The sequence below is a fragment of the Rhizobium sp. LjRoot30 genome (assembly GCF_964253915.1).
GTDB lineage: Bacteria > Pseudomonadota > Alphaproteobacteria > Rhizobiales > Rhizobiaceae > Metarhizobium.
Genome location: NZ_CAXUSG020000003.1, coordinates 390,246 through 416,223 on the forward strand (window position 1 = coordinate 390,246; position 25,978 = coordinate 416,223).

Below are 25,978 nucleotides of genomic sequence, written 5' to 3' on the forward strand. Positions count from 1 at the left end.
ACGGTTCACCTGGAGGATGATGCATTCAGTCGTTTGATGCCGGTGATCTCTAGAACAACGGAATCCCGCTCGATCACACTCTCATGTTTTACCAGATCGAAACGCCATCGGCCATGTGCTTTATCGATCTCCTCGGCATAATCCCGGCCTTTGTGCAGCAAGGCCTTGAGATTTTCGTTCCGGATGGCCCAGGGCTCGATGTATTCGAGCAAAAGATCCAGGTCTGCCAGAGCACGAGCCGACACAATATCGCAGTCAGGAACCACAGCCGCAGCGTCTTCGATTCGAACGGCATGCACCGAACCGCGACCGCCGGTTTGCAACAGCGCTGTCCGCAGGAATGCGGCTTTCTTGTTGTTGCTCTCCACGAGGTGAACCCAGCCCTCGCCAATCTCGGCAAGGCAGATGGCAGTAATGATACCCGGAAATCCGCCGCCACTGCCCAGATCCAGCCACCGATGATTGCCAGGGCAAAGCTGGTAAATTTGCAGGCTATCGACAATATGGCGCCGCCAGAGATCGTCCTTGGTGGAAGGTGCCACCAGATTGATGGCTTTGGCCCACTTGCTGAAAAGATCGGCAAAAGTTTCAAGCCGCTGCAATGTTTCACGTGAAACACGCAGGCCGTTTAACGCAACCCCAGGACTCTTTTGCATTGTATCAGGCAACTTTTTGTTGGCCATTGGCCATTTTACGAAGAAAAGCGAGGATCAACGCGATCGCCGCCGGTGTCATTCCATCCACCCGGGACGCCTGCGCGATATTGGTGGGTCTGGCGCGTTGCAGCTTCTGCTTGAGTTCATTCGATAGGCCTGGCAAAGCCGAAAAATCGAAATCCAGCGGAATCTGACGCTCTTCCTCCCGCGCGACCTCCGCTATGTCGCTTGCCTGTCGATCCATGTAAACCGCATAGGTCGCTTCGATCTCCACAGCATCAGCAACACGCCTGTCGATATCAGCCAACTCCGGCCATACGGTTCTCAAGCTGGCCACGGAGTGCTCGCTGTAAGAGAGCAAATCATAAGCGCTTCGCCGTTGGCCGTCCTGGTTGAGCTTGATCCCGAAACGGGATGCCTCCGGCGGCGTTAGCGCCAAGGTCTTTAACAGTGCGCGCGCCGCCGATAGATTGGCCTCAAAAGCCTCAAAGCGCTCACGACGGGCAACAGACAGGCAACCAAGCTCGGCGGCCGTCGGGGTCAGCCGCATATCAGCATTGTCAGCTCGCAGCGACAATCGGTACTCGGCCCGCGAGGTGAACATTCTGTAGGGCTCCGCAACCCCACGCGAGGTCAAATCGTCGATCATCACACCGATATAGGATTGCGTTCGGCTGAAATGGAACGCGTCCTTGCCGGCGGCGAGACGTGTCGCATTGAGGCCAGCCACCAATCCTTGCGCGGCGGCCTCTTCGTAACCTGTGGTTCCGTTGATCTGACCTGCCAGGAACAGCCCGGGGATCTTTTTGACCTCCAGCGCCAGCGTCAATTCTCGTGGATCGATATGATCATATTCAATCGCATACCCCGGCTGGAGGATGACGACATTCTCCAGGCCCGGAATGGTCCGGATGAAAGCTTCCTGAACCTCCGCGGGAAGGGAGGTGGAGATGCCGTTGGGGTAGACGGTATTGTCATCGAGGCCCTCAGGCTCCAGAAAGATCTGATGGCCATCCCTTTCGCCGAACTTGACGATCTTATCCTCGATCGACGGGCAATACCGCGGACCGATGCCTTCAATCTGGCCGGAATACATTGCCGAACGCCCGAGATTATCAGCAATAATCTGATGCGTTTCTGGCGTAGTTCGCGTCACTCCGCACTGAATCTGCCGATTGACGATGTGATCGGTCATAAACGAAAACGGCACCGGATCTTCATCCGCATCCTGCGCGCCGATTCCTGCCCAGTCAATCGTCAAGCCATCCAGCCGGGCAGGCGTGCCCGTCTTCAATCGACCCATTTCGAGTCCGAAACGACCAAGCGTATTGCTCAATCCTAAGGATGGCTTTTCACCGACGCGACCAGCCGGAATCTTGACGTCACCGATATGGATCAAACCACGCAGAAATGTTCCCGTCGTAAGCACGATGGAGCGGCAGGCAATCCGCGTGCCGTCGCCGAGCACGAGCTGCTTGATCGTTTCATCCTGAAGATCGATATCGAAGGCATCTCCTTCTATGACATCCAAATTCGCATATGCAGAAATCTCCGCCTGCATTGCCAAGCGATAGAGCTTACGATCAGCCTGCGTTCTCGGTCCACGAACCGCCGGTCCCTTTTTCCGGTTCAGCATACGAAACTGGATGCCCGCTGCGTCGGCAACGCGGCCCATCAGACCGTCCATCGCATCAATCTCGCGAACGAGATGACCTTTACCCAAGCCGCCGATGGCCGGGTTGCACGACATCACGCCAATTGTTTCCCGCTTGTGCGTGACCAGGGCAACGTCGGCGCCAAGTCTTGCCGCTGTGGCGGCTGCTTCGCTTCCCGCATGTCCACCACCGACCACGATGACATCGTAAATACGGGTCATGTTCTACTCCAGAAGAAGAAAAAGTGTTTCACGTGGAACGCTATCGGAGATGTTTCACGTGAATCATTTGCCGACGCAGAATTCCGAGAAAATCACCCCGAGCAGATCCTCGACATCGATCCGTCCCGTCAGTCGTTCCAACGATTGCGAAGCACGACGGAGGTATTCAGCTCGAATATCCAAACTCTCGCCGGTCTTTACCAGCGCAAGACTGAGGTCTTCAAGCATATTCCGCAAATTCTGTCTCTGGCGCTCTCGCGCAGGCATCGAAAATGCAGTTTTTTGGTCGATAAAGCCAATATCGGACAACAACATCCGCCGTAATTCCGGCAAACCTTGCCCCGAGGCCGCGGAAATCCGCAGATCGTATCCCTCGGCGGCAGTGTCTTCCGGATAACGATCCGCCTGCGTTCCGATATGCAGTATTTTTGCATCCGTACCGAATTTTTGTTTCGATAGCGAATCGTTCCCGATCTCGTCAAGATAGAGGATGATATCGGCTTCCTCGATCTTGATCCGCGCCCGATCAATGCCGATCTGCTCGATCCGGTCCTCGGTCGACCTCAGCCCCGCTGTATCATAAAATCGCACAGAAAAGCCATCCATATCGAGATCGACATGCAGGACGTCACGCGTTGTGCCGGCGATGTCGGTGACGATGGCGACATCACGCTCAGCCAGGCTGTTCATCAGCGTCGATTTGCCGGCATTTGGTGGCCCGGCGATCACCACCTTCAACCCGTCGCGAATAATCTCCGCCGTTCTACCGGCATCCACATGATGCGTCACATCGAGAAGAAGTGCTTCGAGATCTGGCCAAACCAGATGTGACACCGAACCGGGAACGTCGTCTTCATCGGCAAAATCCAGTTCCGCTTCGATCAACGCCCGGGCCCGGGTCATGCGATCCGCCCAGCCCTTGTAGAGCGTCGACAACCCACCGGAGCTCTGCTCGACAGCCAAGCGTCGCTGCATTTCCGTTTCGGCGTGGATGAGATCGGCAAGGCCTTCGATCTCGACCAGATCCATCTTGCCGTTCTCGAAGGCGCGTCTGGAAAATTCACCGGCCTCGGCGAGCCGAAACCCAGCAATCCGCGACAGTCGGTCCAGTACGGCGGAAATCACCGCCCGCCCGCCATGGACTTGCAGCTCGAGACAATGTTCACCGGTGAAGGAATGAGGGGCGGGAAAAGATATGACAATCGCATCATCGAGCAGTTTGCCATCATCACCCAGCAAGCGGCGGCGTGTTGCCTGCCGGGGCAGGCCCTGGCTGATGCCAAAAGCGGCAAACACCTGCCAGGCTTGCGCACCGCTAACCCGGATCACCGCAACCCCGGCCGGGGGCGCGCCAGTGGACAATGCAAAGATGGTATCGAGCATCCGATCTTCACCCTGAAAACGGAAAAGGTGGGCTAAGCAGCCCACCTTTCAAAAACGAAATCCTGAAGAATCCGGCTAAGGAAAAATCAGGTGTTCATCGAGTCGAAGAAGTCACCGTTGTTCTTCGTTTGCTTCAGCTTGTCGATAAGGAACTCGATAGCGTCGGTCGTGCCCATCGGGGCGAGAATCCGGCGAAGGACAAAGATCTTCTGCAGATCCTGACGGGGAACCAGCAGGTCTTCCTTGCGGGTACCGGATTTGAGAATATCCATCGACGGGAAGATGCGCTTGTCGGCGACCTTGCGGTCAAGGACGATTTCCGAGTTGCCGGTGCCCTTGAATTCTTCGAAGATCACTTCGTCCATACGGCTGCCGGTATCGATCAGCGCCGTGGCGATGATCGTCAGCGAGCCACCTTCCTCGATGTTACGCGCCGCACCGAAGAAACGCTTCGGGCGCTGCAGGGCGTTGGCATCGACGCCACCGGTCAGGACCTTACCGGAGGAGGGGACAACGGTGTTGTAGGCACGGCCGAGGCGAGTGATCGAGTCGAGCAGGATGACGACGTCGCGGCCATGTTCCACAAGGCGTTTTGCCTTTTCGATCACCATTTCGGCAACCTGCACGTGGCGCACCGCTGGTTCGTCGAAGGTCGAGGACACGACCTCGCCGCGCACCGAGCGCTGCATATCCGTTACTTCTTCCGGGCGTTCGTCGATCAAGAGGACGATCAGATAACATTCCGGATGGTTGGCGGTGATCGAATGAGCGATGTTCTGCAGGAGGACTGTCTTACCGGTCCGCGGCGGTGCGACGATCAGGCCGCGCTGACCCTTGCCGAGCGGGGCAACGAGATCGATGACGCGGGCGGAAAGATCCTTGGAGGTCGGATTGTCGAGCTCCATCTTGAAACGCTCGTTCGGATAGAGCGGCGTCAGGTTGTCGAAATGAACCTTGTGACGGATCTTTTCGGGATCGTCGAAATTGATGGTGTTGACCTTCAACAGCGCGAAATACCGTTCGCCTTCCTTGGGGCCGCGGATCGGGCCTTCAACGGTGTCGCCGGTCTTCAGCGAGAAGCGGCGGATCTGCGAAGGGGAAATGTAGATGTCATCCGGGCCAGGCAGATAGTTGGCATTGGCCGAACGCAAAAAACCGAAACCATCCTGAAGAACTTCGACGACACCTTCGCCGATGATCTCGACATCCTGACTGGCGAGGATCTTGAGGATCGCGAACATCAGTTCCTGCTTGCGCATCGTGCTGGCGTTCTCGACCTCGAGCGACTCGGCAAAGGCGAGAAGATCGGTCGGAGTCTTATTCTTAAGTTCTTGAAGCTTCATTTCAGCCATGAAGGGGACCACAATTCAATTTTTTCGGGGAAAGGCGTGCTGATCGTCATCAGTGCTACGGATAAAGGCCGCAGACGATAAAATGTTACACAAGCCACGAGAAGAGATGGGCGGAAAATAGCGACTCGCTTGCAGCGCCGCAAGAGGGAACGTCAAAAACAGCGAAATTAAAACATTTGCGATCAGAAGGGTTTGACCACCACGAGAATGACGATGGCGATCATCAGCAGGGTCGGGACTTCGTTCAGGAAGCGCCAATGGCGCGCTGATTTGCGCGGTCCGTCCGCAGCAAAGACCCGCACGGCCTTGGCGAGATAGTCGTTATATCCGGACATCAGCACGACGAGCGCGATCTTTGCGTGAAGCCATCCACCCTGGAAACCGTACATCGACCAGGCAAGATAGAGGCCGAGCAACCAGGTGATGATCATCGCAGGCCGCATGATGACGCTCATCAGCCGCTTTTCCATCACCTTGAAGGTTTCCGATTGTTTCGAACCGGGTTCGGCATCGGTGTGGTAGATGAAAAGCCTGGGCATATAGAGCAGCCCCGCCATCCACGAGATGACGGCGACGATATGGAACGCCTTGGCCCAGAGGTAAAATTCGTCATTCTGCCAGAGATAGAGCCCGCCGAGCACAGCGCCAAAGACGACGATCGCCGTCAGCGCCCGCCATTTTGCCTTGCTGCCTTCACGCGGGTCCGTCTGCTGCGTCATCGTTTCGGCTCCCAACGCCGCACCTGATCGACAAGGGCCGTAACATGCGCCGGGTCTGCCTGCGGCGTAATGCCGTGACCGAGATTGAAGATCAGCGGGCCATGGCCGAGTTCTTGGAGAATATGACCGATGCCATCGGTCAGCGCCTTGCCGCCGGCAACCACACGCATCGGATCGAGATTGCCCTGCACCGGCCCGTCCTTTTGCAACTCCTTGGCAAAAGCAAGCGGCACCGACCAGTCGAGACCGATCGCATCGGCACCCGTCTTCTGGCGGTAATCCCGCAGCATGTAACCGGCACCCTTGGCGAAAGCGATGATCTTGGCTTTCGGCCGCCTTGATTTGACCGAGGCGATGATACGCCGGACCGGCTCGACGGCATAGGCGGCAAACTCGGTTTCCCCGAGAACGCCGGCCCAGGAATCGAAGATCTGCACCGCATCGGCACCGGCATCGATCTGCGCCACGAGATAATCGGCAGAGACGTCGGCCAGGAAAGCCAGCAATTCGGCAAAGACTTTCGGTTCGCGATAGGCGAACAGTCTGGCGGGCGCCTGATCCGGCGTGCCTTTCCCGGCAATCATATAGGTCGCAACCGTCCAGGGCGCGCCGCAGAAGCCGAGCAGCGTCGTTTCCTGCGGCAGCTCGTGGCGCAGACGGCCGACCGTCTCGAAGACCGGCTTGAGGTGGCCGAGCACTGCATCGGGCTTCAAGGCTTTTATGCCGGAAACGTCGATCGGGTCCATCTCCGGCCCGTGGCCTTCGGTGAAACGCACATTGCGGTCCAGCGCATCGGGGATGACGAGAATATCGGAAAAGAGAATGGCGGCATCAAAGCCGTAACGGCGGATGGGCTGCAGCGTCACTTCCGTTGCAAATTCCGGCGAATAACAGAGATCGAGAAAGCTGCCGGCCCTGGCGCGGGTCTCCCGGTATTCCGGCAGATAACGACCAGCCTGTCGCATCAGCCAGATGGGAGGCGGACAGATCGTCTCACCGTTCAGCACTCTCATGATCTTGCGGTCGTCGGTCAATGCGGCTTTCCCTAAAACAAAGAAATCATTTCAAAGGTTTTTCTATTTCTTAGAGTCAGTGGGTATCAAGGATTAAAATCCATCCCCAGCCTGCTCATTTTGACGCGCCTTGCTGCAATCCATGTGGGTCAATTCGCCCGTTTTCGCCTCAAACGGAATGGATGAAGAAATTCCATTTTGGAATCAGTGCGATACGGGTCGATACCTCAGCCATGCGATCTGGGGAATTCCTGTGGAAAAGCAGAGCGGAAAAACACTTGTCCACAGAACCCACAGCCCCAATCTTTTGCAATCCGTCGAAGATGCCGATGTGGATAAATCGGCAGTTTTCCCTTGCGTTGCGGCGAGGCCCGTCCCACGCTCAATCTTATCCATGGTTTTCAACAGGGGGCGGAGTTTAGCGTGGAGAACAGAAAAAACTTCTTCCATCTGCACCTCATTTCTGACTCAACCGGCGAGACTCTGATCTCCGCCGGCCGGGCAGCATCGGCGCAATTCAAGCTGCACAATCCGGTGGAACACGTCTATCCGCTGATCCGCAATCGCAAGCAGCTGCTGCCGGTGCTGGAGGCGATCGACAAAGAACCCGGCATTGTCCTTTATACGGTGGTCGACCAAGAGTTGGCGGCGTTGGTAAAGGAACGCTGCGAAGAGATCGAGGTTCCCTCCGTCAATGTGCTGGAACCGGTGATGACGACATTTCAGGCCTATCTCGGCGCGCCGTCGCGCCGCCGGGTCGGGGCGCAGCATCGCATGAACGCCGATTATTTTGCGCGTATCGAAGCATTGAACTTCACCATGGATCACGATGACGGGCAGGCGCCGGATGGGTATGACGAAGCCGATCTGGTGCTGATCGGCATCAGCCGCACGTCGAAAACGCCGACAAGCATCTACCTCGCCAACCGCGGGATCAAGACCGCCAACGTGCCGATCGTCAACGGCGTCGCCTTGCCGGAAAGCCTGTTGCGGGCAACGAAACCGCTGATCGTCTGCCTGATCGCCACGTCGGACCGGATTTCGCAGGTCCGGGAAAACCGGATCCTCGGAACCACGTCCGATTTCAACAACGGCCATTATACCGACCGGGCGACGATTGCGGAGGAACTGAAATATGCCCGCTCCTTATGCGCCCGCCATAACTGGCCGATTATCGACGTGACGCGCCGTTCGATCGAAGAAACCGCCGCCGCCATCGTTGCCTTGCGGCCGAAGCTGCGTTAAGCGCCGGTTTGGTACATTTGGAGGATCATGCCGATGTCGCTTCCCCTGATCCTGGCGTCTTCGAGTCCGTTCCGGCGCGGCTTGATGCAAAATGCCGGGCTGCGCTTCGAAGCCATCGCCGCCGATATCGACGAGCGGGCAATCGAGGCACCGCTGGAGCAGCAAGGCGCGACACCGGATCAGGTGGCGCTGGTGCTGGCGGAAGCCAAGGCGCTGGATGTCAGCCGCCGTTTTCCTGATGCCGTCATCCTCGGTTCCGACCAGACGATGTCGCTGGGCGCGCGCGTCTATCACAAGCCGAAGGGCCGACAGGAGGCCAGTGAGAACCTTTTGTCGCTGGCGGGTAAGACGCATCAGTTGAACAGCGCCATCGTTCTTGCCCGCGGCGGCGAAATCCTCGTCAGAGAGGTTGCGCACGCCAGACTGACCATGCGTCCATTCACCCCGGAATTTGTCGAGACCTATCTCGACAGGGTGGGGGAAACGATTTTCAAGAGCGTCGGCGGCTATCAGCTGGAAGGCGAGGGCATCCAGCTCTTCTCCGCCATAGACGGCGACTATTTTACCATTGTCGGCCTGCCGATGCTTCCTCTGTTGGAGCACCTGCGAAATCTCGGTGTTATCGATGCGTGATTCACGTGAAACATTTGTTAACGATGCCTTCGTCGTCGGCCATCCGATCAAGCATTCGCGGTCGCCGCTGATCCACAATCACTGGCTCAAGCAGTTCGGATTGCCGGGTGCCTATCGGGCCATCGATGTTGCGCCGGAGAATTTCGAGATTTTTCTTGCAGGCCTCAAGGATGGCTCGTCCGGATTTCGCGGCGGCAATGTCACTATCCCGCATAAAGAAAATGCTTACCGGCTGGCGGACCGACCGGATGCGCTGGCGGAAGAGCTTGGCGCGGCCAACACGCTGTGGCGCCAGGATGGCCTGATCTTTGCCACTAACACTGATGGTTACGGTTTCGCCGCCAATCTCGATGAACGCCAGCCCGGATGGGATGCTCACAAGAAAGCGGTCATCTTCGGTGCCGGCGGCGCGGCGCGGGCAGTCATCCAGGCGGTGCGGGATCGGGGTTTTTCCGAGGTCCACGTGGTGAACCGCACCGTGGCCCGCGCTCGCGAACTCGCCGATCGGTTTGGCCCGAAGGTGCATGCCCATCCGCAGGAGGCGTTGACGGACGTGTTGCAAGGCTGCGGCCTGTTCGTCAACACGACGTCGCTCGGCATGGATGGCGAACAGGCGGTTGCCATCGACTTTTCGCCGCTGTCGGCTGGTGCAGTGGTAACCGACATTGTTTATGTGCCGTTGCGCACGCCTTTTCTGCAACAGGCGGAGGAGCAGGGTTTCGCCACGGTCGATGGCCTGGGCATGCTTTTGCATCAGGCTGTGCCCGGGTTTGAAAAATGGTTCGGCAAACGGCCGGCGGTGGAGGAGGCCTTGCGCGCCCTGATCATCGCCGACATGGCGGCGCACGCATGATCCTCATCGGTCTCACCGGCTCGATCGGCATGGGCAAGTCGACGACAGCCGCAATGTTTTCAACCGAAGGCATTCCGGTCAACGATGCCGATAAGGTCGTGCACGATCTCTATCGCGGCGAAGCGGTCGCGCCGATCGAGCAGGCCTTTCCTGGTGTTGCCGTTGACGGTGTCGTCGACCGCGGAAAATTATCCGGGCAACTGTCAGGGAATCCGGATAAGTTCAAGCAGCTGGAAGCCATCGTCCATCCGTTGGTGCGGTTAAAGGAGAAGGCGTTTATCGAGAGCCAAAGGGCAGCCGGCGCCGACATGGTCGTTCTCGATATCCCGCTGCTGTTTGAAACAGGCGGAGAGGATCGCGTCGATGTCGTCGTCGTCGTTACCTGTGATCCGGAAATCCAGCGCGAGAGGGTGTTGGCGCGTCCCGGCATGACGGAAGAAAAATTTGCAATGATCCTGTCCCGCCAGATGCCGGATGGTGAAAAACGCCGGCAGGCGGATTATCTGATCGATACCGGCAACGGCATGGACGACGCTCGCCGGCAGGTGCTGGATGTCATCGCGGCGCTGCGGGCAGACAAGAAAAGAGAGAGCTGAGATGCGCGAGATCATTTTCGATACGGAAACCACCGGCCTCGACAACAAGACCGACCGGATCATCGAAATCGGCGGGATCGAACTCTTCAATCATTTTCCGACCGGCAACACGCTGCATCTCTACATCAATCCGGGCGACACAAAGGTGCATCCGGACGCACTGGCGATCCACGGCATCACCGATGAGTTCCTCAAGGACAAACCGGTCTTTGCCGCTGTCGCTCAAGACATCGTATCGTTCTTCCAGGGCGCCAAATGGATCGCCCACAACGCCAACTTCGACATGGGGTTCATCAATGCCGAATTCGGCCGGCTCGGTTTGCCGGCAGTTCCGCAGGACCAGGTGATCGATACGCTGGCGCTGGCGCGTCGCAAGAATCCGATGGGACCGAATTCGCTCGATGCGCTCTGCCGTCGTTATGGCATCGACAATTCCCACCGAACCCGCCACGGCGCGCTGCTCGACTCCGAGCTTCTGGCCGAAGTTTACATCGAGATGATCGGTGGCCGTCAGGCAGCGCTCGGCCTCGGCCAGACCGGATCGTCTTCCGGAAACGCGGCAGGACAGGAAGAGGATATTGTCGCCGCGGTCCGCCGGCGCCCGCATGCGCTGCCGTCCCGGATCACCATCGAGGAAAAAACTGCCCATGAGGCGCTGGTCGCAAGTCTCGGCGGCAAGGGTCTCTGGCAGCGATACGACGCCTGAAGCAAGGTCGTCAGAGGTAGGGACAAAAGAAAACGCCCGGAGCAATGCCCGGGCGTCGAAAAGATCGGCTGGTTTTTAAACCGCTCAGTTCGGTACGGCCGAAACCTTGGCACGGGCCTGTTCTTCGGCCATGCGCTGCGTGAACATCTGCGCGAAATCGATCGGGTCGATCATCAGCGGCGGGAAGCCGCCGTTGCGCGTTGCGTCGGCAACAATCTGGCGTGCGAAGGGGAACAGGAGGCGCGGGCACTCGATGAAGAGGACCGGCAGCATGTGTTCCTGCGGGAAACCGGTGATGCGGAAGACGCCGCCATAAACCAGCTCGCAGTTGAACAGGACCTTGTCGCCATCCTTGGCTTCGGCATTCAGCGACAGCACGACGTCGAAATCCGAATCCGACAGCGGATTGGCATTGACGTTGACATTGATGTTGATGTCCGGTGCCTGGTCGCGGGACTGCAAGGACCGCGGCGCGCCGGGGTTTTCGAAGGAAAGATCCTTGATGTATTGAGCCAGAATATTGAGGCTCGGGCTTTGCTCATTGGCCATAGGCTGTTCCTTGCGGCGTTCTAGGGGTGAAGCCATCTACCACTTCGCATTTCGGCTTACAACCCTTGCCGCCTCCGGCTTCGGTGCCCCTTGGAAGGCGCGTCGCTCAGTCGCCGATACGTGGCTTGTCCGACCAGGGAGAGTTCGGATCAGGGTCGCGGTGAAAATCATCGCCGTCGAGATCGACGACGGGACCACCTCTTGCAGGGCGCGGACCGGCCGAATGACCGGACGTGTAGAAATTCTTCGAACCCATCACCACGATGCGCGGGCTAAACAGTTTCCAGGCGAGATCACGCACCGGGGGGATGAAGAACAGCAACCCGATGATGTCGGTGATGAAGCCCGGGAGCAGCAGCAGGAAACCGGCAATCACGATCATCGCCGCATGCACCAGTTCGCGGCTCGGCACTCCGCCGCCGCGGCTCTCAGTGGAAATTTTGCGGAGAATACCCAGACCTTGCTGGCGCAGCAGGAAAATCCCCAGCATCGACGTGGCGATCACCAGCCCCAGCGTTGCCAGCACGCCGATCGCCTGACCGACCAGAATGAAGCCGGCGATTTCCGCGAACGGCAGCAAAAGGAAGATCGCAGGCAGGAAAGAAAATCGCATTTCGTTGTTCCGTGCGAGAGTTTGAGGATCGTTTAACCGTATAACGCTTAACAAGCCGGGACCAAAGATATGCTTTGGCTATTTGAATGATCGGCCCATGCAGACTATATGGGTTGGGAGACGACAAATTTTAACAGCGGTTCTGGAACGATATGGGCTCTAGCGATTTCGTGACACTCTTTTTTCTGGTAGCGGCGGTCCTGATATTCCTGCAGCTTCGCAGTGTGCTCGGCCGGCGAACCGGAAACGAGAAACCGCCATTCGATCCCTATTCGGCGCGCGATCTGTCGAAGGGGCCGGAATCGGGTGAAAACGGCAAGGTGGTGACCCTGCCGCGTCGCGATGCGGCCGAGGGCGACGATCGTTTTGCCGTCATCGATGCCTTTGCCAAGCCCGACACCGATCTCAATCGCGGACTGCGGGACATCCTCAAGGCAGATCCGACCTTCAATCCGAAGGAATTTCTGGCCGGCGCCCGCATGGCCTATGAGATGATCGTCATGGCGTTTGCCGAAGGCGACCGAAAGACGTTGCGCAATCTTCTCTCGCGGGAAGTCTATGAAGGTTTCGATGCGGCGATCGTCGATCGCGAAAGCCGCGGCGAGGTGGTGAAGTCGACATTCGTCGGCATCGACAAGGCCGAAGTCCTGCATGCGGAAATGAAGGATAACGAAGCACAGTTGACGCTTCGCATCGCTTCGCAGCTGATCTCCGCCACCTATGACAAGGCCGGCGCGCTGATCGACGGCGACGCCGAAGCGGTGGCCGAAGTCAACGATGTCTGGACGTTTGCCCGCGACCTGCGTTCGCGCGATCCGAACTGGAAGCTGATTGCGACCGAATCGGAACAATGAGTGCCGACCCCTCAGACTTTACGCTCCAGCCGCTCACCTTTGCCGAGCTTCCTGGCTGGAGCGAGGATGATCCGACGTCCCTGCTGGCGCCCATGGGCGCCTGTCTTCGTCATGTGACCGAGGTCAAACCTTATCGTACCGGTTCGCTCGGACTGTCCACCGCCGATCTGCTTCCCCTTCTTCAGGCCGCCAGCCATGCTTTGCCGCGCAGTGCGCCAGAGGCGCGGCGATTTTTCGAGGCGCATTGCACGCCGTTCCGTATCGCCAGGCGGGATGGCCATGCCGGTTTCGTCACCGCTTTCTACGAACCGGAGGTCGCGGTTTCGGCGTGGCAGGAAGGCGAATGGACATATCCGTTCTATCGCCGCCCACACGATCTTGCCGACATCGATGACAGTAATCGTCCACCTGAATTCGACGCATCCTATGCATTCGCGCTGGACGGTCCCGACGGTTTCAGCGCCTATGCCGACCGCCGGGCCATCGACCAGGGACATCTCGCCGGCCGCGGCCTGGAGATTGCCTGGGCGAAATCGAAAATCGATGTGTTTTTTGCCCATGTCCAGGGTGCGGCGCGGTTGCGATATGGCGACGGCAGCGTCAGGCGAATCACCTATGCCGCCAAGGCCGGGCACCCGTTTTCCGCCATCGGTCGGCTATTGATCGATCGCGGCGAGATCGACGCCCGCGACATTTCCATGCAGGCGATCCGCGCCTGGCTGACCGCCCATCCGGAGCAGATGGACGAGGTGATGTGGCATAACCGCTCCTACATCTTCTTCCGCGAGGCCGAGGTCGACGATCTTTCGGCTGGACCGATCGCTGCGGCGAAAGTGCCGCTCGTCGCCGGCCGGTCGCTGGCTGTCGACCGGATGATCCATACGTTCGGTTTTCCCTTTTTCATCCGTTCCGAAAGCCTCACCCATCTGGATGGCGGAAGGCCGTTCCAGCGGCTGATGCTGGCGCTCGACACCGGCACCGCCATCGTCGGTCCGGCGCGCGGCGACATCTTTACCGGCTCGGGTGATGCGGCCGGCGAGCTCGCGGGAACGGTGCGCAATGCCGCCGATTTCCACATCCTCGTTCCAAATGCGGCAGCGGCGAGGTTTCGCTGATGGCGAAGGATCGCAAGTTGAACGCCGAGGAGCGCATCCTGTGGGGCAAGGTCGCCCGCTCGGCGCGGGCTTTGCCCGGCAAGCTCGAAGACCTGATGGCCTTCGAAGATTTCGAAACACCTGCGCTTCCGCAGGAAATGCCGTCAAAGGAAAAGCCCGGTGTTGCGGCAAACAAGGCTATCGACACCGGCCAGGCGGAAAAGAAACCATCGCCGCAACGGCATCATCCGCTGGAAAAGCCGGTCAAGCGCAAGCTCGCCCGCGGTCGCCTGTCGCTTGAAGCCCGCATCGATCTTCACGGCATGGTGCAGAGCGAAGCGCATGTCATGCTGCTCGACTTCCTGATCCGCGCTCATGAACGCGGCATGCGGCATGTGCTGATCATTACCGGCAAGGGCAGTTCGATGGGCAGCGAAGGCGCGCTGAAGCGGGCGGTGCCGATGTGGTTCTCGAAGCCGGAATTCCGCTACCTGATCTCGTCGCACGAAACGGCGGCACAACATCACGGTGGCGAGGGCGCTCTTTATGTGCGTCTGTCCCGGCGCCGGGGGGAAACCTCGTGACCCCCTTCGGCATGGCCGTGCGCAGCCTGCGGGAACGCAAGGGCGTGTCGCAAAAACAGATGGCGGCGGCAATCGGCGTTTCGCCCGCCTATCTTTCCGCCCTGGAACACGGGCGGCGGGGAAAACCGAGCTTCGATTTCCTGCAACGGGTGGCGGGTTACTTCAACATCATCTGGGACGAGGCGGAGGAGCTGTTCATGCTGGCCGGCGTCTCCGATCCGCATGTCAGCCTCGATACGTCGGGATTGCCGTCCGAATACACCGCCTTTGCCAACCGTTTGGCGCGGGTGATTCGCCAACTTGACCCGCAGGTGATAGAACAACTCGACACCATGGTGAAAAATGCGTCGAAGCCGTCCTAAAGCGGCCTTCATCCCCTGTTTTATGCCGGGTTCCAGCCGCGGAGATTTGGAACTTGCGCCTAAAATCCCTATATTCGAGCGAGAATAATAGCGTGATTCGCCTGAGAATCCTTCGCGTCTTCTCTGACAAATCTGGAAAGACTTCTTGATGACAGACACACCTGAGACCGAAACCGGCGCCAGCGCCGAATACGGTGCCGACTCCATTAAGGTTCTCAAGGGACTGGATGCCGTTCGCAAGCGGCCGGGCATGTATATCGGCGATACGGACGACGGTTCAGGCCTGCATCACATGGTGTACGAAGTCGTCGACAACGCCATCGACGAAGCGCTGGCCGGCCATGCCGACATCGTAACGGTAACGCTCAATCCCGACGGTTCGGTGACGGTGACCGACAACGGTCGCGGTATCCCGACCGACATCCACAGCGGTGAGGGTGTTTCGGCAGCCGAAGTCATCATGACCCAGCTGCATGCCGGCGGTAAGTTCGACCAGAACTCCTACAAGGTTTCCGGCGGTCTGCACGGCGTCGGCGTGTCTGTCGTCAATGCCCTGTCCGTCTGGCTGAAGCTGCGCATCCGTCGCGGCGGCAAGCTGCACGAGATCGCCTTTACCCACGGCGTCGCCGATGCGCCGCTGCAGGTGATTGGCGAATATGAAGGCCGGTCGGGTACGGAAGTCACCTTCCTCGCTAGCCCGCAGACCTTCACGATGACGGAATTCGATTACGGCACGCTGGAACACCGCCTGCGCGAACTCGCCTTCCTGAATTCCGGCGTGCGCATCCTGCTCACCGACAAGCGGCATTCGGACATCAAGCAGGAAGAGATGATGTATGACGGCGGCCTCGAAGCCTTCGTCGCTTATCTCGACCGCGCCAAGAAGCCGCTCGTCCAGAAGCCGGTGGCGATCCGCAGCGAAAAGGATGGCATCACCGTCGAAGTCGCGATGTGGTGGAATGACAGCTATCATGAAAATGTGCTGTGTTTTACCAACAACATCCCGCAGCGCGACGGTGGCACGCACATGGCCGGCTTCCGCGCCGCCCTGACGCGCCAGATCGTGTCCTACGGCGAAAGCTCCGGCCTGACGAAAAAGGAAAAGGTCTCGCTGACCGGCGATGACTGCCGCGAAGGCTTGACGGCGGTGCTTTCCGTCAAGGTGCCGGATCCGAAATTTTCGTCGCAGACCAAGGACAAGCTGGTGTCGTCAGAAGTGCGGCCGGTGGTCGAAAGCCTTGTCAACGAGGCGCTCGGCACCTGGCTCGAAGAACATCCCGCCGATGCCAAGGTGCTGGTCGGCAAGGTGATCGAGGCCGCTGCTGCCCGTGAAGCCGCCCGCCGCGCCCGCGAACTGACGCGCCGCAAGGGTGCGCTCGACATCGCCTCGTTGCCCGGCAAACTTGCCGATTGCTCCGAGCGTGATCCGGCAAAATCCGAACTTTTCCTGGTCGAGGGTGATTCGGCCGGCGGTTCCGCCAAACAGGGTCGTTCGCGTGAAAGCCAGGCCATCCTGCCGCTACGCGGCAAGATCCTCAATGTCGAACGTGCCCGTTTCGACAAGATGCTGTCGAGCCAGGAAATCGGCACGCTGATCACCGCGCTCGGCACGTCGATCGGCAAGGACGAGTTCAACGCCGATAAGCTGCGTTACCACAAGATCATCATCATGACGGATGCCGACGTCGACGGCGCCCACATCCGTACGCTGCTGCTCACCTTCTTCTTCCGCCAGATGCCGGAGCTGATCGAGCGTGGCCATCTCTTCATTGCCCAGCCGCCGCTCTACAAGGTGACGCGCGGCAAATCGGTGCAATATGTCAAGGACGAGAAGGGCCTGGAAGAATATCTGATCGGCATGGGCCTGGACGATGCCTCCCTGCACCTCGCCTCGGGCGAGGTTCGCACCGGTCACGATCTGCGCGAGGTGGTGCAGGACGCGCTGCGCCTGCGCAGCCTGATCGACGGCCTGCATTCCCGCTATAGCCGTTCGCTCGTCGAGCAGGCAGCGATCACCGGCGCGCTGAACGTCGAGCTGACGACCGACCGGGCGCGGGTCGAACAGACGGCCGCCGATGTCGCCCAGCGGCTGGATCTGATCGCCGAAGAGACCGAACGCGGCTGGACCGGCCATGTGGGTGCCGATGGCGGTCTGCGTTTCGAACGCATGGTTCGTGGCGTCAAGGAAGTCGCCGTGCTCGACATGGCGCTGATCGGCTCCTCGGATGCTCGTCACATCGACCAGATGACGACGCGGCTCAAGGACATCTACGCCGCGCCGCCGGCGCTGGTGCGCAAGGAAGGCCGTATTGAACTCTCTGGTCCTCGGGCGCTGCTGGATGCGATCTTCGCTTCGGGTCGCAAGGGCTTGTCGATGCAGCGCTACAAGGGTCTCGGCGAAATGAATGCCGAACAACTGTGGGAAACGACGCTCGATCCGAACGTCCGTTCGCTGCTGCAGGTTCGCGTCAACGATGCGACCAATGCCGATGGCCTGTTCTCGCGCCTGATGGGCGACGAGGTCGAGCCGCGCCGCGAATTCATCCAAGAAAATGCCCTCAGCGTCGCAAACCTGGATATCTAGTATTTTCTGGGGACGACGGACGCTATAGATTGACAAAAGAGTCCGTCAAAAGATTCAAGCGCTTAGTGTTTCACGTGAATCATGGTTAATGTGATTCACGTGAAACAAACACTCAGGCCACTTCCCTAGCCGGCGAATTTCCCTTCGAAAGCCACTTCCGACAGCGCCTTGCGCTGGCTCGGAATTTCACGCGCCCGCAGATCGTCGGGCAGCGTTTCCTTGTCCGCAAGCCAGCCGATGGCTGCGGCAGCCTCGACCCGGTAATCGTCAGCCGGCACACCCAGCACATCCATTGCCTTCGCCCGGTCGATGCCGCCCATGCCGTGGGCATGGAGGCCGAGTTTTGTCGCCTGCAGCGCCAGAGCCATCCAGGCTGCGCCGGTATCGAAGGCATGCGTATAGGCCAGACGCCGTTCGCCCGTGGCCGCAGAAATATTATGGGTGCGCGAGATCAGGATGACGAGGGCTGCGGCATTTTTTGCCCAGCGCTGGTTCGATTCGTCGAGAATATCGAGCAGCACCGGCCAGGCGGCAGTATTGCGCCGGGCATAAACGAAACGCCAGGGTTGGCCGTTTGCGGCCGATGGCGCCCAATGGGCGGCGTCGAGGATCGTCGATAGCGTGGTCTCGTCGATCGGTTCGCCGGTAAAGGCCCGCGGCGACCAGCGGTCGAGAAAAAGCGCGTCGATGTCATGCTCGGATTGGCGGTTGTTGCTACTGGTCATGTCGGGAATCCATTCTGATGGGAAAGCGTCTCCAAGATAGGCATGCGTCGACAAAGAGCAAGGCAACGGTCTGCATTCGTTTGACACTGTGTCGCCGGAAAAGAACGGGCGAGGGCGGTGAAATCGCGCTATGCAACGGCAACAGCAAAGGTTCCGGATTGGAGTGCAGACCCATGCTTGTCGATGGAAAATGGACAGCCGATTGGCATCCCGTACAGGCGAAGGACGACAAGGGCGGCTTTGTCCGCCAGATCTCCGGTTTCCGCAACTGGGTCACGACGGATGGCGCCGCAGGGCCGACGGGCGAGGGCGGTTTTGCCGCTGAAGCCGGTCGTTATCACCTTTATGTCGCGCTGATCTGCCCCTGGGCGTCACGCACCTTGATCGGCCGGGCACTGAAGGGCCTCGAGGACGTGATTTCCATTTCAGTGGTTGAGCCGGCCCTGACGAAAGAGGGATGGCGTTTCGGTTCCTATCCCGGCGCCACGGCCGACGAAGTCAACGGCGCGCTCTACATGCACGAGATCTACACCAAGGCAGATCCGCACTACACCGGCCGTGCCACGGTGCCGGTGCTGTGGGACAAGCAGAAAAACACCATCGTCAACAACGAGTCCGCCGATATCCTGCGCATGCTGAACGACGGTTTCGGCCCGCTGGCAAAGAGCGATATCGATCTGTACCCGGCCGAACATCGGGCCGCTATCGACGCCTTCAGCGAAAAGATCTATCCGGCACTCAACAACGGCGTCTATCGCACCGGCTTCGCCACGACACAGGTTGCCTATGAAGAAGCGTTCCACGATGTCTTCCGCTGCCTCGATGAGGTCGACGCAGCGCTGGAGGGCAGGCGTTTCCTGTTTGCCGATCATCCGACGGAAAGCGATATCCGCCTGTTCGTGACATTGGTGCGTTTCGACGTGGCCTATCACGGCCTGTTCAAATGCAATCTGCGGCGGGTCGCCGATTATCGCAATCTGCGCCCCTTCATCCGCGCCATGCTGGGTTGGCCGGGCATCCGGGAGACGGTTGATATCGACCACATCAAGCAGGGTTATTATTCCATCGCTTCGCTCAATCCGAACGGCATCGTTCCGGCAGGACCGGATCTTTCCGAGGTGTTGTAAGCCTCTTCGGGGTCTCGACGCTTTCGGCGCACCGTCCTATGGTCGGTGCGTTGGTGTTTGGGAGAGGCATGGATGCAGGACGAGGAATTTCGCCGCTGGTCGGAAAAGGCAGCGGTTTGGGGGGCGCAATACCGGGAAACATTGCGGGAGAGACCGGTACGCGCGCAAACGATGCCGGGGGACATCGCCGGCAGGATTACCGATGCACCGCCGGAATCCGGCGAAGCGATGGACAGCATCTTCCGGGATTTCGAAGATTTTATCGTGCCCGGTATGACGCATTGGCAGCATCCGCGTTTCTTTGCCTATTTCCCGGCCAATGCCGCGCCGGCCTCGGTGGTCGCCGAATATCTGGTGACGGCGATGGCCGCCCAATGCATGTTGTGGCAAACCTCGCCAGCGGCGACGGAACTCGAAACCCGCATGGTGGATTGGCTGCGTCAGGCGCTCGGCTTGCCCGAAGGTTTTTCCGGCGTCATCCAGGATTCCGCCTCTTCCGCAACCTTGGCCGCGGTCCTCGTGATGCGCGAAAAGGCGTTACAATGGCAGGGTAACAGCAAGGGGCTTGCCACGAACCCGGCGGTGCGCATCTATTCCTCCGACCAGGTTCACACGTCCATCGATCGCGCCATCTGGGTCTCCGGCATCGGCTCGGATAATCTCGTGCGTATTCCGGCGACGGGATCCCGACGAAGCATGAATGTGGCGGCGCTGGAATCGGCAATCGAACGCGACAAGGCGGCCGGCCTGCTGCCGGCCGGCGTGATCGCCTGCGTCGGCGGCACCAGCGTTGGGGCTTGTGACGATATCGCCGCGGTCATTGCGGTGGCGCATCGCCATGGTCTTTATGTGCATGTCGATGCGGCTTGGGCCGGCTCTGCCATGATCTGCCCGGAATTCCGCACTCTTTGGGCGGGCATCGAGGCTGCCGATTCCATCGTCTTCAATCCGCACAAATGGCTGGGCGCACAGTTCGATTGCTCGGTGCAGTTCGTACGCGCACCTGACGATCTGGTGCGGACGCTGGCGATCCAGCCGGAATATCTGAAAACCCACGGCCGCGACGGCATCGTCAACTATTCCGAATGGAGCGTGCCGCTCGGCCGCCGCTTCCGGGCACTGAAACTCTGGTTCCTGCTGCGCCATCACGGACTGGAGGAGCTGCGTACGATGATCCGCAATCACGTCGCCTGGTCTCAGGGTCTTTGCGAGCGGCTGCGGCGCGAAGCGGATTTCGAAATCGTCACCGAACCGGTCCTGTCGCTGTTTTCTTTCCGGCACAAGGGGCCGGAGGGCGCCGATGCCGATCGCCATAACCAGCGGCTGGTCGACGGCATCAACGACGACGGCCGTATCTACCTGACGCAGACCCGCGTCGACGGACGGCTGGCGATCCGTTTCCAGGCCGGTCAGTTCGACATGCAGGAAGGCGATGCGGATACCGCATTTGAGGTCATCACCGAGCTTGCCCGAAAGCCTCGCCCCATGCAGCCGCAATAAAATCTGGCCTGCTTCGGTAGCCGGATCGTTAACCAGCTTCCGGGGACGGAACTTTAACGTCTGCCATGCCATTCTTTCCATGAAGGAAATCCGGGTTTGCAGCTCAAGGCGACCCGATTTCCTTCATGTTTTAACTTTGTTGCCCTGCAGCAAAAAACTGCTAGTCTGTCACCTTCCGCCATTCGGCGGGCTCGTCATACGTCGAATTGGGAGCGGCGTTTTCGGACTGTCTCAGGAGAGGTAGCGCTTCCTATGTTTTATCAGCTCTATGAAATGAACCATGCGGCCATGGCACCCTTCCGGGTCGCGGCTGAAATGACCCGCATCGCCTATCGCAATCCGCTCAATCCGCTGTCCTATACCGCGGTCGGCCGTTCCGTCGCCGCCGGGCTGGAAGTTTTCGAGCGCGTCACGCGCCGTTATGGCAAGCCGGCTTTCAACCTTCCGGAAACGACGGTCAACGGCAAGGCCGTTGCTGTCACGGAAAAGGTCGTCTGGTCAAAGCCGTTCTGCAATCTCCTGCATTTCGAGCGTGCGCTGCCGGCCGCCCATGCGGGCGATCCGAAGATCCTGATCGTCGCGCCGATGTCCGGCCATTATGCCACGCTGCTGCGCGGCACGGTCGAAGCGCTGCTGCCGAGCGCCGACGTCTATATCACCGACTGGATCGATGCACGCATGGTGCCGCTGACCGAAGGCAACTTCGATCTCAACGACTATATCGATTACGTCATCGACATCATCCATCACCTCGGCCCGCAGACCAACGTCGTTGCCGTCTGTCAGCCGTCGGTGCCGGTGCTGGCCGCCGTCGCCCGGATGGAAACGGAAAATGATCCGCTGGCGCCCGCCTCGATGACGCTGATGGGCGGCCCCATCGATACGCGCATCAATCCGACCGCTGTCAACGAATTGGCCAAGAACAAGCCGATCGAATGGTTCGAAGACAACGTCATCATGACGGTGCCGTGGCCGCAGCCGGGTTTTATGCGCCCGGTCTATCCTGGCTTCCTGCAGCTCTCCGGCTTCATGTCGATGAATCTCGACCGCCACATGATCGCGCACAAGGATTTTTACCTGCATCTCGTCAAGAACGACGGCGAGCCGGCGGAAAAGCATCGCGATTTCTACGACGAATATCTGGCGGTCATGGACCTCACCGCGGAATTCTACCTGCAGACGGTCGAGGAAGTGTTCATCAAGCACGCCCTGCCGAAGGGTGAGTTGCTGCATCGTGGCAAGCGGGTCGATACCGGCGCCATCCGCAATGTCGCTCTGCTCACCGTCGAAGGCGAGAACGATGATATCTCCGGCGTCGGCCAGACCAAGGCGGCCCAGACGATCTGCACCAACATTCCCGACGAAAAGCGCATGCACTACATGCAGCCGGATGTCGGCCATTACGGTGTCTTCAACGGCTCGCGCTTCCGCCGCGAGATCGCGCCGCGCATCATCGCCTTTGCGCGCCAGCATTCCGCCGTGCCGGAACAGCCGGCGATCAAGCGTGTCATCAAGGGCGGCAAATCTGCCTGAAGGGCAGATCATGCTGCCCTTGGCCGTTGAATTAGAATTTTCAAATCAACGGTTTGTCCGATTTGGGAACAGGCTGTCTTGAAGCGGTCATTGCCGCTAACCACATCGTTTTGCAGGGTTGGCAAACGGCCAGCCCCTGGAAACGAGGGTTATGAACGATGAATCAGTCAGCATTGCTCCGTCCGGATTGGACGCCGGCTACTATCGCTCTGATGGTGCTCGGCTTCGTGGTTTTCTGGCCCTTGGGCCTGGCCATGCTTGCCTACATCATTTTCGGCGACCGCCTGCGTGGTTTCAAGCGTGACGTCAACGAGGCGACGGACGGCTTCTTTGCCGGCTGCCGCAAGAACATGCATCGCCACCGTTCGCACTTCGATACGGGCAACGTCGCTTTTGACGATTGGCGCAAGGCCGAGCTCGACCGGCTGGAAGAAGAACGCCGCAAGCTCGACGAGATGCGTGCCGAATTCGATAGCTATGTCCGCGAGCTTCGCCGCGCCAAGGACCAGGAAGAGTTCGACCGGTTTATGCGCGAGCGCAACAATGCCCGGCGTGATGACAGCAGCGGTAGCGTTCCCGGATTTTCGACGCCCTGACGTCGGCAAGATCCTGTGACTTTGCAAACCGGCATCCCTCCGATGCCGGTTTTTATTTGCCTTGACCACGGGCGAATCGGATAAAAGCAGCCCATGTTCCCTTTCAAGAAAAAGCCGAAGAAAGCCGCCAAGCCACCGCCGGAACCGGTCAAGCGGGTGCTTGACGTTGCCGGCCGCTCCATGCCTTTGACCATCCGCCAGCACAATCAGGCGACCCGCATCACGCTGCGCATCGAACCCGGCGGTCGCGCCCTGAAGATGACCATTCCGTCCGGCCTCGCCGACCGCGAGGTCAACGCCTTTCTCGATCGCCACCAGGGCTGGCTGCTGACCAAGCTGGCAAAATTCCCCGAGGATGCCGGCCTGCGCTCCGGCAGCGCCATCCTTCTGCGCGGCGTCAAGCACCGCATCGAACATACCGGCCGGCTGCGCGGGTTGACGGAAGCGGTGCTGGTCGACGGCGAGCCGGTCATCCGCGTCAGCGGGCTCGAGGAACATCTGGGCCGCCGGCTTGCCGATTTTCTCAAGAAGGAGGCGCGCCGCGAACTGGAGGCACTGGTGGATGCGCATGCCTACCGCGTCCGCCGCCCGGTCAATTCGATCAGCATGAAGGACACCCGCAGCCGCTGGGGGTCCTGCTCGGTCGATGGAAACCTGAGTTTTTCCTGGCGTATCGTCATGGCACCGCCGCTGGTGATCGATTATCTCGCCGCCCATGAGGTGGCGCATCTCAAGGAGATGAACCACGGACCGCGTTTCTGGGCGCTGTGCGAAAAACTTTGCCCGGAGATGGAAGAGGCCAAGGCCTGGCTGAAACGGCACGGCTCGATGCTGCACGCCATCGATTTCGGCTGAGCGCGACCAGGGGCGGACGGCGGCAAGTCGCATTTCGGCTCGACTCTTTGCCCGTTTCGTGGCACTTGCGAGCCCATGAAGCCCGACATTAAGATTTGCGGATTGAAGACGCCCGAGGCGATCGACCGCGCGGTCCGCCGCGGCGCGACCCATATCGGTTTCATCTTCTTCGGCAAGAGCCCGCGCAACATCGAGCCGGATATCGCAGGCCGGCTTGCCGATGCCGTGCGCGGCCAGGTGAAGATCGTCGCCGTCACCGTTGATGCCGACAATGACGATCTCGACGAGATCGTCGCGCTCTTGAAGCCGGACATGCTGCAGCTGCACGGATCGGAAACGCCGGATCGGGTGCTGACGGTGCGCGCACTCTACGGCTTGCCTGTCATCAAGGCATTTTCCGTGCGCGAGGCCGCTGATCTCGACAAGATCGATGCCTATATAGGGATTGTCGATCGTTTCCTGTTCGATGCCAAGCCGCCTGTCGGCTCTGATCTGCCGGGCGGAAATGGCGTGTCTTTCGACTGGACGCTGATGCAATCGCTTGACGGAAGCGTGGATTACATGCTTTCCGGAGGACTGAACAAGGATAATGTCGGCCTTGCCCTGGCCGTGACGAAGGCGCCCGGCATCGACATATCGTCGGGTGTCGAGAGCGCCCCCGGGGTTAAGGACCTGGCGATGATCGACGAATTTTTCGACGCCGTAAAAGAAGCGACCGGGCGAAAAGCGGTTGCGGGGAGCTAAAGAGTGAACGAGACGCCAAAACCCAATTCGTTTCGCGCCGGCCCGGATGAAGATGGCCGGTTCGGCATCTTCGGCGGACGCTTCGTCGCCGAAACCCTGATGCCGCTGATCCTCGATCTGCAGGACGAATGGAACAAGGCGAAAACCGACCCGGCTTTCCAGGCGGAACTGAAGGACCTCGGCGCCCATTATATCGGCCGCCCGAGCCCGCTCTATTTCGCCGAACGCCTGACCGAACATCTCGGCGGCGCAAAGATCTATTTCAAGCGCGAAGAGCTGAACCACACCGGTTCGCACAAGATCAACAATTGCATCGGCCAGATCCTGCTCGCCAAGCGCATGGGCAAGACGCGCATCATTGCCGAAACCGGCGCCGGCCAGCATGGTGTGGCCTCGGCCACCGTCGCCGCCCGCTTCGGTTTTCCCTGCGTCGTCTACATGGGCGCGACCGATGTGCAGCGCCAGGCGCCGAACGTTTTCCGCATGAAGCTGCTCGGCGCCGAAGTCGTGCCGGTCACGGCCGGCAGCGGCACGCTCAAGGACGCGATGAACGAGGCGCTGCGCGACTGGGTCACCAATGTCGATGACACCTATTACCTGATCGGCACTGCTGCCGGCCCGCATCCCTATCCGGAACTGGTGCGTGATTTCCAGGCGGTGATCGGCACCGAAGCCCGCGAGCAGATTCTTGCCGCCGAAGGCCGTCTGCCGGATCTCGTCATCGCTGCCGTCGGCGGCGGTTCGAATGCCATCGGCATCTTCCATCCCTTCCTCGACGACAAGGACGTGCAGATCGTCGGCGTCGAAGCCGGTGGCAAGGGTCTTGACGGTGAAGAGCATTGCGCCTCGATCACCGCCGGCTCACCGGGTGTTCTGCACGGCAACCGCACCTATCTGCTGCAGGACAGCGATGGCCAGATCAAGGAAGGTCATTCCATCTCCGCTGGCCTCGATTATCCCGGCATCGGCCCGGAGCATTCCTGGCTCAACGATATCGGCCGCGTCGAATACGTGCCGATCATGGACCATGAGGCGCTCGACGCCTTCCAGGTTCTGACCAAGCTCGAAGGCATCATCCCGGCGCTGGAACCCAGCCACGCGCTGGCCGAAGTCATCAAGCGCGCGCCAAAAATGCGCAAGGACCAGATCATCGTGATGAACCTGTCCGGCCGCGGCGATAAGGACATCTTCACCGTCGGCAAGATCCTCGGTATGGAGCTTTAAGA

The 25,978-nt window shown here is 59.6% G+C and carries 26 protein-coding genes; 17 read left to right on the forward strand and 9 right to left on the reverse strand.

Annotation, left to right across the window (positions count from 1 at the left end):
* Window positions 1-5: 5 nt before the first annotated feature.
* The 6 genes from rsmG to hemE form a co-directional block, all read right to left on the reverse strand.
* Entirely contained in the window at window positions 6-656 is a 651-nt protein-coding gene (gene rsmG / locus ACSQ3I_RS09505; RefSeq protein ID WP_435998349.1) for a 16S rRNA (guanine(527)-N(7))-methyltransferase RsmG, read from the reverse strand.
* Between the two features lie 4 nt (window positions 657-660).
* Window positions 661-2,532 (reverse strand): tRNA uridine-5-carboxymethylaminomethyl(34) synthesis enzyme MnmG, encoded by a 1,872-nt coding sequence (gene mnmG, locus ACSQ3I_RS09510; RefSeq protein ID WP_435998204.1) that lies wholly within the window; start codon window positions 2,530-2,532, stop codon window positions 661-663.
* A gap of 63 nt (window positions 2,533-2,595) precedes the next feature.
* Entirely contained in the window at window positions 2,596-3,915 is a 1,320-nt protein-coding gene (gene mnmE / locus ACSQ3I_RS09515; protein WP_435998206.1) for a tRNA uridine-5-carboxymethylaminomethyl(34) synthesis GTPase MnmE, read from the reverse strand.
* A gap of 86 nt (window positions 3,916-4,001) precedes the next feature.
* On the reverse strand, window positions 4,002-5,267 hold the full coding sequence (gene rho, locus ACSQ3I_RS09520; protein ID WP_435998207.1) for a transcription termination factor Rho: 1,266 nt from the start codon (window positions 5,265-5,267) through the stop codon (window positions 4,002-4,004).
* A gap of 182 nt (window positions 5,268-5,449) precedes the next feature.
* The gene (gene hemJ, locus ACSQ3I_RS09525; protein ID WP_435998209.1) at window positions 5,450-5,986 is read right to left on the reverse strand and encodes a protoporphyrinogen oxidase HemJ; all 537 of its coding nucleotides are present in this window, start codon (window positions 5,984-5,986) and stop codon (window positions 5,450-5,452) included.
* On the reverse strand, window positions 5,983-6,999 hold the full coding sequence (gene hemE / locus ACSQ3I_RS09530; RefSeq protein ID WP_435998350.1) for a uroporphyrinogen decarboxylase: 1,017 nt from the start codon (window positions 6,997-6,999) through the stop codon (window positions 5,983-5,985). Before hemE ends, hemJ begins: the two co-directional genes overlap by 4 nt.
* 423 nt (window positions 7,000-7,422) lie before the next feature.
* Between hemE and ACSQ3I_RS09535 the strand changes: the two genes are divergently transcribed.
* Genes ACSQ3I_RS09535 through dnaQ form a run of 5 tightly spaced genes read left to right on the forward strand, consistent with a single transcriptional unit; the run spans window position 7,423 to window position 11,032 of the window.
* Window positions 7,423-8,244 carry a pyruvate, water dikinase regulatory protein gene (locus ACSQ3I_RS09535; RefSeq protein WP_435998211.1) on the forward strand — a complete coding sequence of 274 codons (822 nt, stop codon included), beginning with the start codon at window positions 7,423-7,425 and terminating at the stop codon, window positions 8,242-8,244.
* A 33-nt stretch (window positions 8,245-8,277) separates the two neighbouring features.
* On the forward strand, window positions 8,278-8,877 hold the full coding sequence (locus tag ACSQ3I_RS09540) for a Maf-like protein (protein ID WP_435998213.1): 600 nt from the start codon (window positions 8,278-8,280) through the stop codon (window positions 8,875-8,877).
* Complete coding sequence (locus tag ACSQ3I_RS09545) at window positions 8,870-9,730, forward strand: shikimate dehydrogenase (RefSeq protein WP_435998215.1); 861 nt, start codon at window positions 8,870-8,872, stop codon at window positions 9,728-9,730. Before ACSQ3I_RS09540 ends, ACSQ3I_RS09545 begins: the two co-directional genes overlap by 8 nt.
* Window positions 9,727-10,326 (forward strand): dephospho-CoA kinase, encoded by a 600-nt coding sequence (coaE, locus tag ACSQ3I_RS09550; RefSeq protein WP_435998217.1) that lies wholly within the window; start codon window positions 9,727-9,729, stop codon window positions 10,324-10,326. Before ACSQ3I_RS09545 ends, coaE begins: the two co-directional genes overlap by 4 nt.
* Window position 10,327: 1 nt before the next feature.
* Entirely contained in the window at window positions 10,328-11,032 is a 705-nt protein-coding gene (gene dnaQ / locus ACSQ3I_RS09555; RefSeq protein WP_435998219.1) for a DNA polymerase III subunit epsilon, read from the forward strand.
* 84 nt (window positions 11,033-11,116) lie between these two features.
* Here the strand turns inward: dnaQ and secB are convergent, their stop codons facing one another.
* Together secB and ACSQ3I_RS09565 are read right to left on the reverse strand one after the other, a co-directional pair.
* The gene (secB, locus tag ACSQ3I_RS09560) at window positions 11,117-11,581 is read right to left on the reverse strand and encodes a protein-export chaperone SecB (RefSeq protein ID WP_435998221.1); all 465 of its coding nucleotides are present in this window, start codon (window positions 11,579-11,581) and stop codon (window positions 11,117-11,119) included.
* A 106-nt stretch (window positions 11,582-11,687) separates the two neighbouring features.
* A complete protein-coding gene (locus ACSQ3I_RS09565; RefSeq protein ID WP_435998223.1) occupies window positions 11,688-12,194 on the reverse strand; it encodes an FxsA family protein in 507 nt (168 codons plus the stop codon).
* Window positions 12,195-12,346: 152 nt separating this feature from the next.
* Here ACSQ3I_RS09565 and ACSQ3I_RS09570 point away from each other — a divergent pair, with 152 nt between their 5' ends.
* The 5 genes from ACSQ3I_RS09570 (at window position 12,347) to gyrB (ending at window position 17,672) form a co-directional block, all read left to right on the forward strand.
* On the forward strand, window positions 12,347-13,048 hold the full coding sequence (locus tag ACSQ3I_RS09570) for a Tim44/TimA family putative adaptor protein (RefSeq protein WP_435998225.1): 702 nt from the start codon (window positions 12,347-12,349) through the stop codon (window positions 13,046-13,048).
* Entirely contained in the window at window positions 13,045-14,163 is a 1,119-nt protein-coding gene (mltA, locus tag ACSQ3I_RS09575; protein WP_435998227.1) for a murein transglycosylase A, read from the forward strand. The genes ACSQ3I_RS09570 and mltA overlap by 4 nt, the downstream gene beginning before the upstream one ends.
* Window positions 14,163-14,726 carry a Smr/MutS family protein gene (locus tag ACSQ3I_RS09580; protein ID WP_435998229.1) on the forward strand — a complete coding sequence of 188 codons (564 nt, stop codon included), beginning with the start codon at window positions 14,163-14,165 and terminating at the stop codon, window positions 14,724-14,726. The genes mltA and ACSQ3I_RS09580 overlap by 1 nt, the downstream gene beginning before the upstream one ends.
* Window positions 14,723-15,088: a helix-turn-helix domain-containing protein gene (locus ACSQ3I_RS09585; RefSeq protein WP_435998231.1), complete on the forward strand. Its 366-nt coding sequence runs from the start codon at window positions 14,723-14,725 to the stop codon at window positions 15,086-15,088. The genes ACSQ3I_RS09580 and ACSQ3I_RS09585 overlap by 4 nt, the downstream gene beginning before the upstream one ends.
* Before the next feature lie 148 nt (window positions 15,089-15,236).
* Complete coding sequence (gyrB, locus tag ACSQ3I_RS09590; RefSeq protein ID WP_435998233.1) at window positions 15,237-17,672, forward strand: DNA topoisomerase (ATP-hydrolyzing) subunit B; 2,436 nt, start codon at window positions 15,237-15,239, stop codon at window positions 17,670-17,672.
* Between the two features lie 125 nt (window positions 17,673-17,797).
* Here gyrB and ACSQ3I_RS09595 read toward each other — a convergent pair whose 3' ends face one another.
* Complete coding sequence (locus tag ACSQ3I_RS09595; RefSeq protein ID WP_435998235.1) at window positions 17,798-18,397, reverse strand: nitroreductase family protein; 600 nt, start codon at window positions 18,395-18,397, stop codon at window positions 17,798-17,800.
* Window positions 18,398-18,570: 173 nt separating this feature from the next.
* Here ACSQ3I_RS09595 and ACSQ3I_RS09600 point away from each other — a divergent pair, with 173 nt between their 5' ends.
* The 7 genes from ACSQ3I_RS09600 to trpB all read left to right on the forward strand — a co-directional run bounded on the left by ACSQ3I_RS09600 (window position 18,571) and on the right by trpB (window position 25,976).
* Window positions 18,571-19,524 (forward strand): glutathione S-transferase family protein, encoded by a 954-nt coding sequence (locus ACSQ3I_RS09600; RefSeq protein WP_435998236.1) that lies wholly within the window; start codon window positions 18,571-18,573, stop codon window positions 19,522-19,524.
* Between the two features lie 72 nt (window positions 19,525-19,596).
* A complete protein-coding gene (locus ACSQ3I_RS09605; protein ID WP_435998237.1) occupies window positions 19,597-21,024 on the forward strand; it encodes a pyridoxal phosphate-dependent decarboxylase family protein in 1,428 nt (475 codons plus the stop codon).
* Window positions 21,025-21,276: 252 nt separating this feature from the next.
* Window positions 21,277-22,557 (forward strand): polyhydroxyalkanoate depolymerase, encoded by a 1,281-nt coding sequence (locus tag ACSQ3I_RS09610; protein ID WP_435998239.1) that lies wholly within the window; start codon window positions 21,277-21,279, stop codon window positions 22,555-22,557.
* A gap of 158 nt (window positions 22,558-22,715) precedes the next feature.
* Window positions 22,716-23,153: a DUF2852 domain-containing protein gene (locus ACSQ3I_RS09615; RefSeq protein WP_435998241.1), complete on the forward strand. Its 438-nt coding sequence runs from the start codon at window positions 22,716-22,718 to the stop codon at window positions 23,151-23,153.
* 93 nt (window positions 23,154-23,246) lie between these two features.
* Complete coding sequence (locus ACSQ3I_RS09620) at window positions 23,247-24,008, forward strand: M48 family metallopeptidase (RefSeq protein ID WP_435998243.1); 762 nt, start codon at window positions 23,247-23,249, stop codon at window positions 24,006-24,008.
* A 75-nt stretch (window positions 24,009-24,083) separates the two neighbouring features.
* Complete coding sequence (locus ACSQ3I_RS09625) at window positions 24,084-24,752, forward strand: phosphoribosylanthranilate isomerase (RefSeq protein ID WP_435998245.1); 669 nt, start codon at window positions 24,084-24,086, stop codon at window positions 24,750-24,752.
* Between the two features lie 3 nt (window positions 24,753-24,755).
* Window positions 24,756-25,976, forward strand: coding sequence for a tryptophan synthase subunit beta (trpB, locus tag ACSQ3I_RS09630; protein WP_435998247.1), 1,221 nt, complete (start codon window positions 24,756-24,758; stop codon window positions 25,974-25,976).
* Window positions 25,977-25,978: the final 2 nt, after the last annotated feature.

What these genes read in the sequence shown, in the direction of transcription:
- ACSQ3I_RS09595 (WP_435998235.1), bottom strand. Translation starts at nt 18,397, where the DNA reads ATGACCAGTAGCAACAACCGCCAATCCGAGCATGACATCGACGCGCTT.
- mltA (WP_435998227.1), top strand. Translation starts at nt 13,045, where the DNA reads ATGAGTGCCGACCCCTCAGACTTTACGCTCCAGCCGCTCACCTTTGCC.
- ACSQ3I_RS09605 (WP_435998237.1), top strand. Translation starts at nt 19,597, where the DNA reads ATGCAGGACGAGGAATTTCGCCGCTGGTCGGAAAAGGCAGCGGTTTGG.
- ACSQ3I_RS09610 (WP_435998239.1), top strand. Translation starts at nt 21,277, where the DNA reads ATGTTTTATCAGCTCTATGAAATGAACCATGCGGCCATGGCACCCTTC.
- rho (WP_435998207.1), bottom strand. Translation starts at nt 5,267, where the DNA reads ATGGCTGAAATGAAGCTTCAAGAACTTAAGAATAAGACTCCGACCGAT.
- hemE (WP_435998350.1), bottom strand. Translation starts at nt 6,999, where the DNA reads ATGAGAGTGCTGAACGGTGAGACGATCTGTCCGCCTCCCATCTGGCTG.
- ACSQ3I_RS09565 (WP_435998223.1), bottom strand. Translation starts at nt 12,194, where the DNA reads ATGCGATTTTCTTTCCTGCCTGCGATCTTCCTTTTGCTGCCGTTCGCG.
- secB (WP_435998221.1), bottom strand. Translation starts at nt 11,581, where the DNA reads ATGGCCAATGAGCAAAGCCCGAGCCTCAATATTCTGGCTCAATACATC.
- mnmE (WP_435998206.1), bottom strand. Translation starts at nt 3,915, where the DNA reads ATGCTCGATACCATCTTTGCATTGTCCACTGGCGCGCCCCCGGCCGGG.
- gyrB (WP_435998233.1), top strand. Translation starts at nt 15,237, where the DNA reads ATGACAGACACACCTGAGACCGAAACCGGCGCCAGCGCCGAATACGGT.
- ACSQ3I_RS09540 (WP_435998213.1), top strand. Translation starts at nt 8,278, where the DNA reads ATGTCGCTTCCCCTGATCCTGGCGTCTTCGAGTCCGTTCCGGCGCGGC.
- ACSQ3I_RS09545 (WP_435998215.1), top strand. Translation starts at nt 8,870, where the DNA reads ATGCGTGATTCACGTGAAACATTTGTTAACGATGCCTTCGTCGTCGGC.
- coaE (WP_435998217.1), top strand. Translation starts at nt 9,727, where the DNA reads ATGATCCTCATCGGTCTCACCGGCTCGATCGGCATGGGCAAGTCGACG.
- hemJ (WP_435998209.1), bottom strand. Translation starts at nt 5,986, where the DNA reads ATGACGCAGCAGACGGACCCGCGTGAAGGCAGCAAGGCAAAATGGCGG.
- ACSQ3I_RS09615 (WP_435998241.1), top strand. Translation starts at nt 22,716, where the DNA reads ATGAATCAGTCAGCATTGCTCCGTCCGGATTGGACGCCGGCTACTATC.
- rsmG (WP_435998349.1), bottom strand. Translation starts at nt 656, where the DNA reads ATGCAAAAGAGTCCTGGGGTTGCGTTAAACGGCCTGCGTGTTTCACGT.
- ACSQ3I_RS09625 (WP_435998245.1), top strand. Translation starts at nt 24,084, where the DNA reads ATGAAGCCCGACATTAAGATTTGCGGATTGAAGACGCCCGAGGCGATC.
- ACSQ3I_RS09570 (WP_435998225.1), top strand. Translation starts at nt 12,347, where the DNA reads ATGGGCTCTAGCGATTTCGTGACACTCTTTTTTCTGGTAGCGGCGGTC.
- dnaQ (WP_435998219.1), top strand. Translation starts at nt 10,328, where the DNA reads ATGCGCGAGATCATTTTCGATACGGAAACCACCGGCCTCGACAACAAG.
- mnmG (WP_435998204.1), bottom strand. Translation starts at nt 2,532, where the DNA reads ATGACCCGTATTTACGATGTCATCGTGGTCGGTGGTGGACATGCGGGA.
- ACSQ3I_RS09600 (WP_435998236.1), top strand. Translation starts at nt 18,571, where the DNA reads ATGCTTGTCGATGGAAAATGGACAGCCGATTGGCATCCCGTACAGGCG.
- ACSQ3I_RS09580 (WP_435998229.1), top strand. Translation starts at nt 14,163, where the DNA reads ATGGCGAAGGATCGCAAGTTGAACGCCGAGGAGCGCATCCTGTGGGGC.
- ACSQ3I_RS09620 (WP_435998243.1), top strand. Translation starts at nt 23,247, where the DNA reads ATGTTCCCTTTCAAGAAAAAGCCGAAGAAAGCCGCCAAGCCACCGCCG.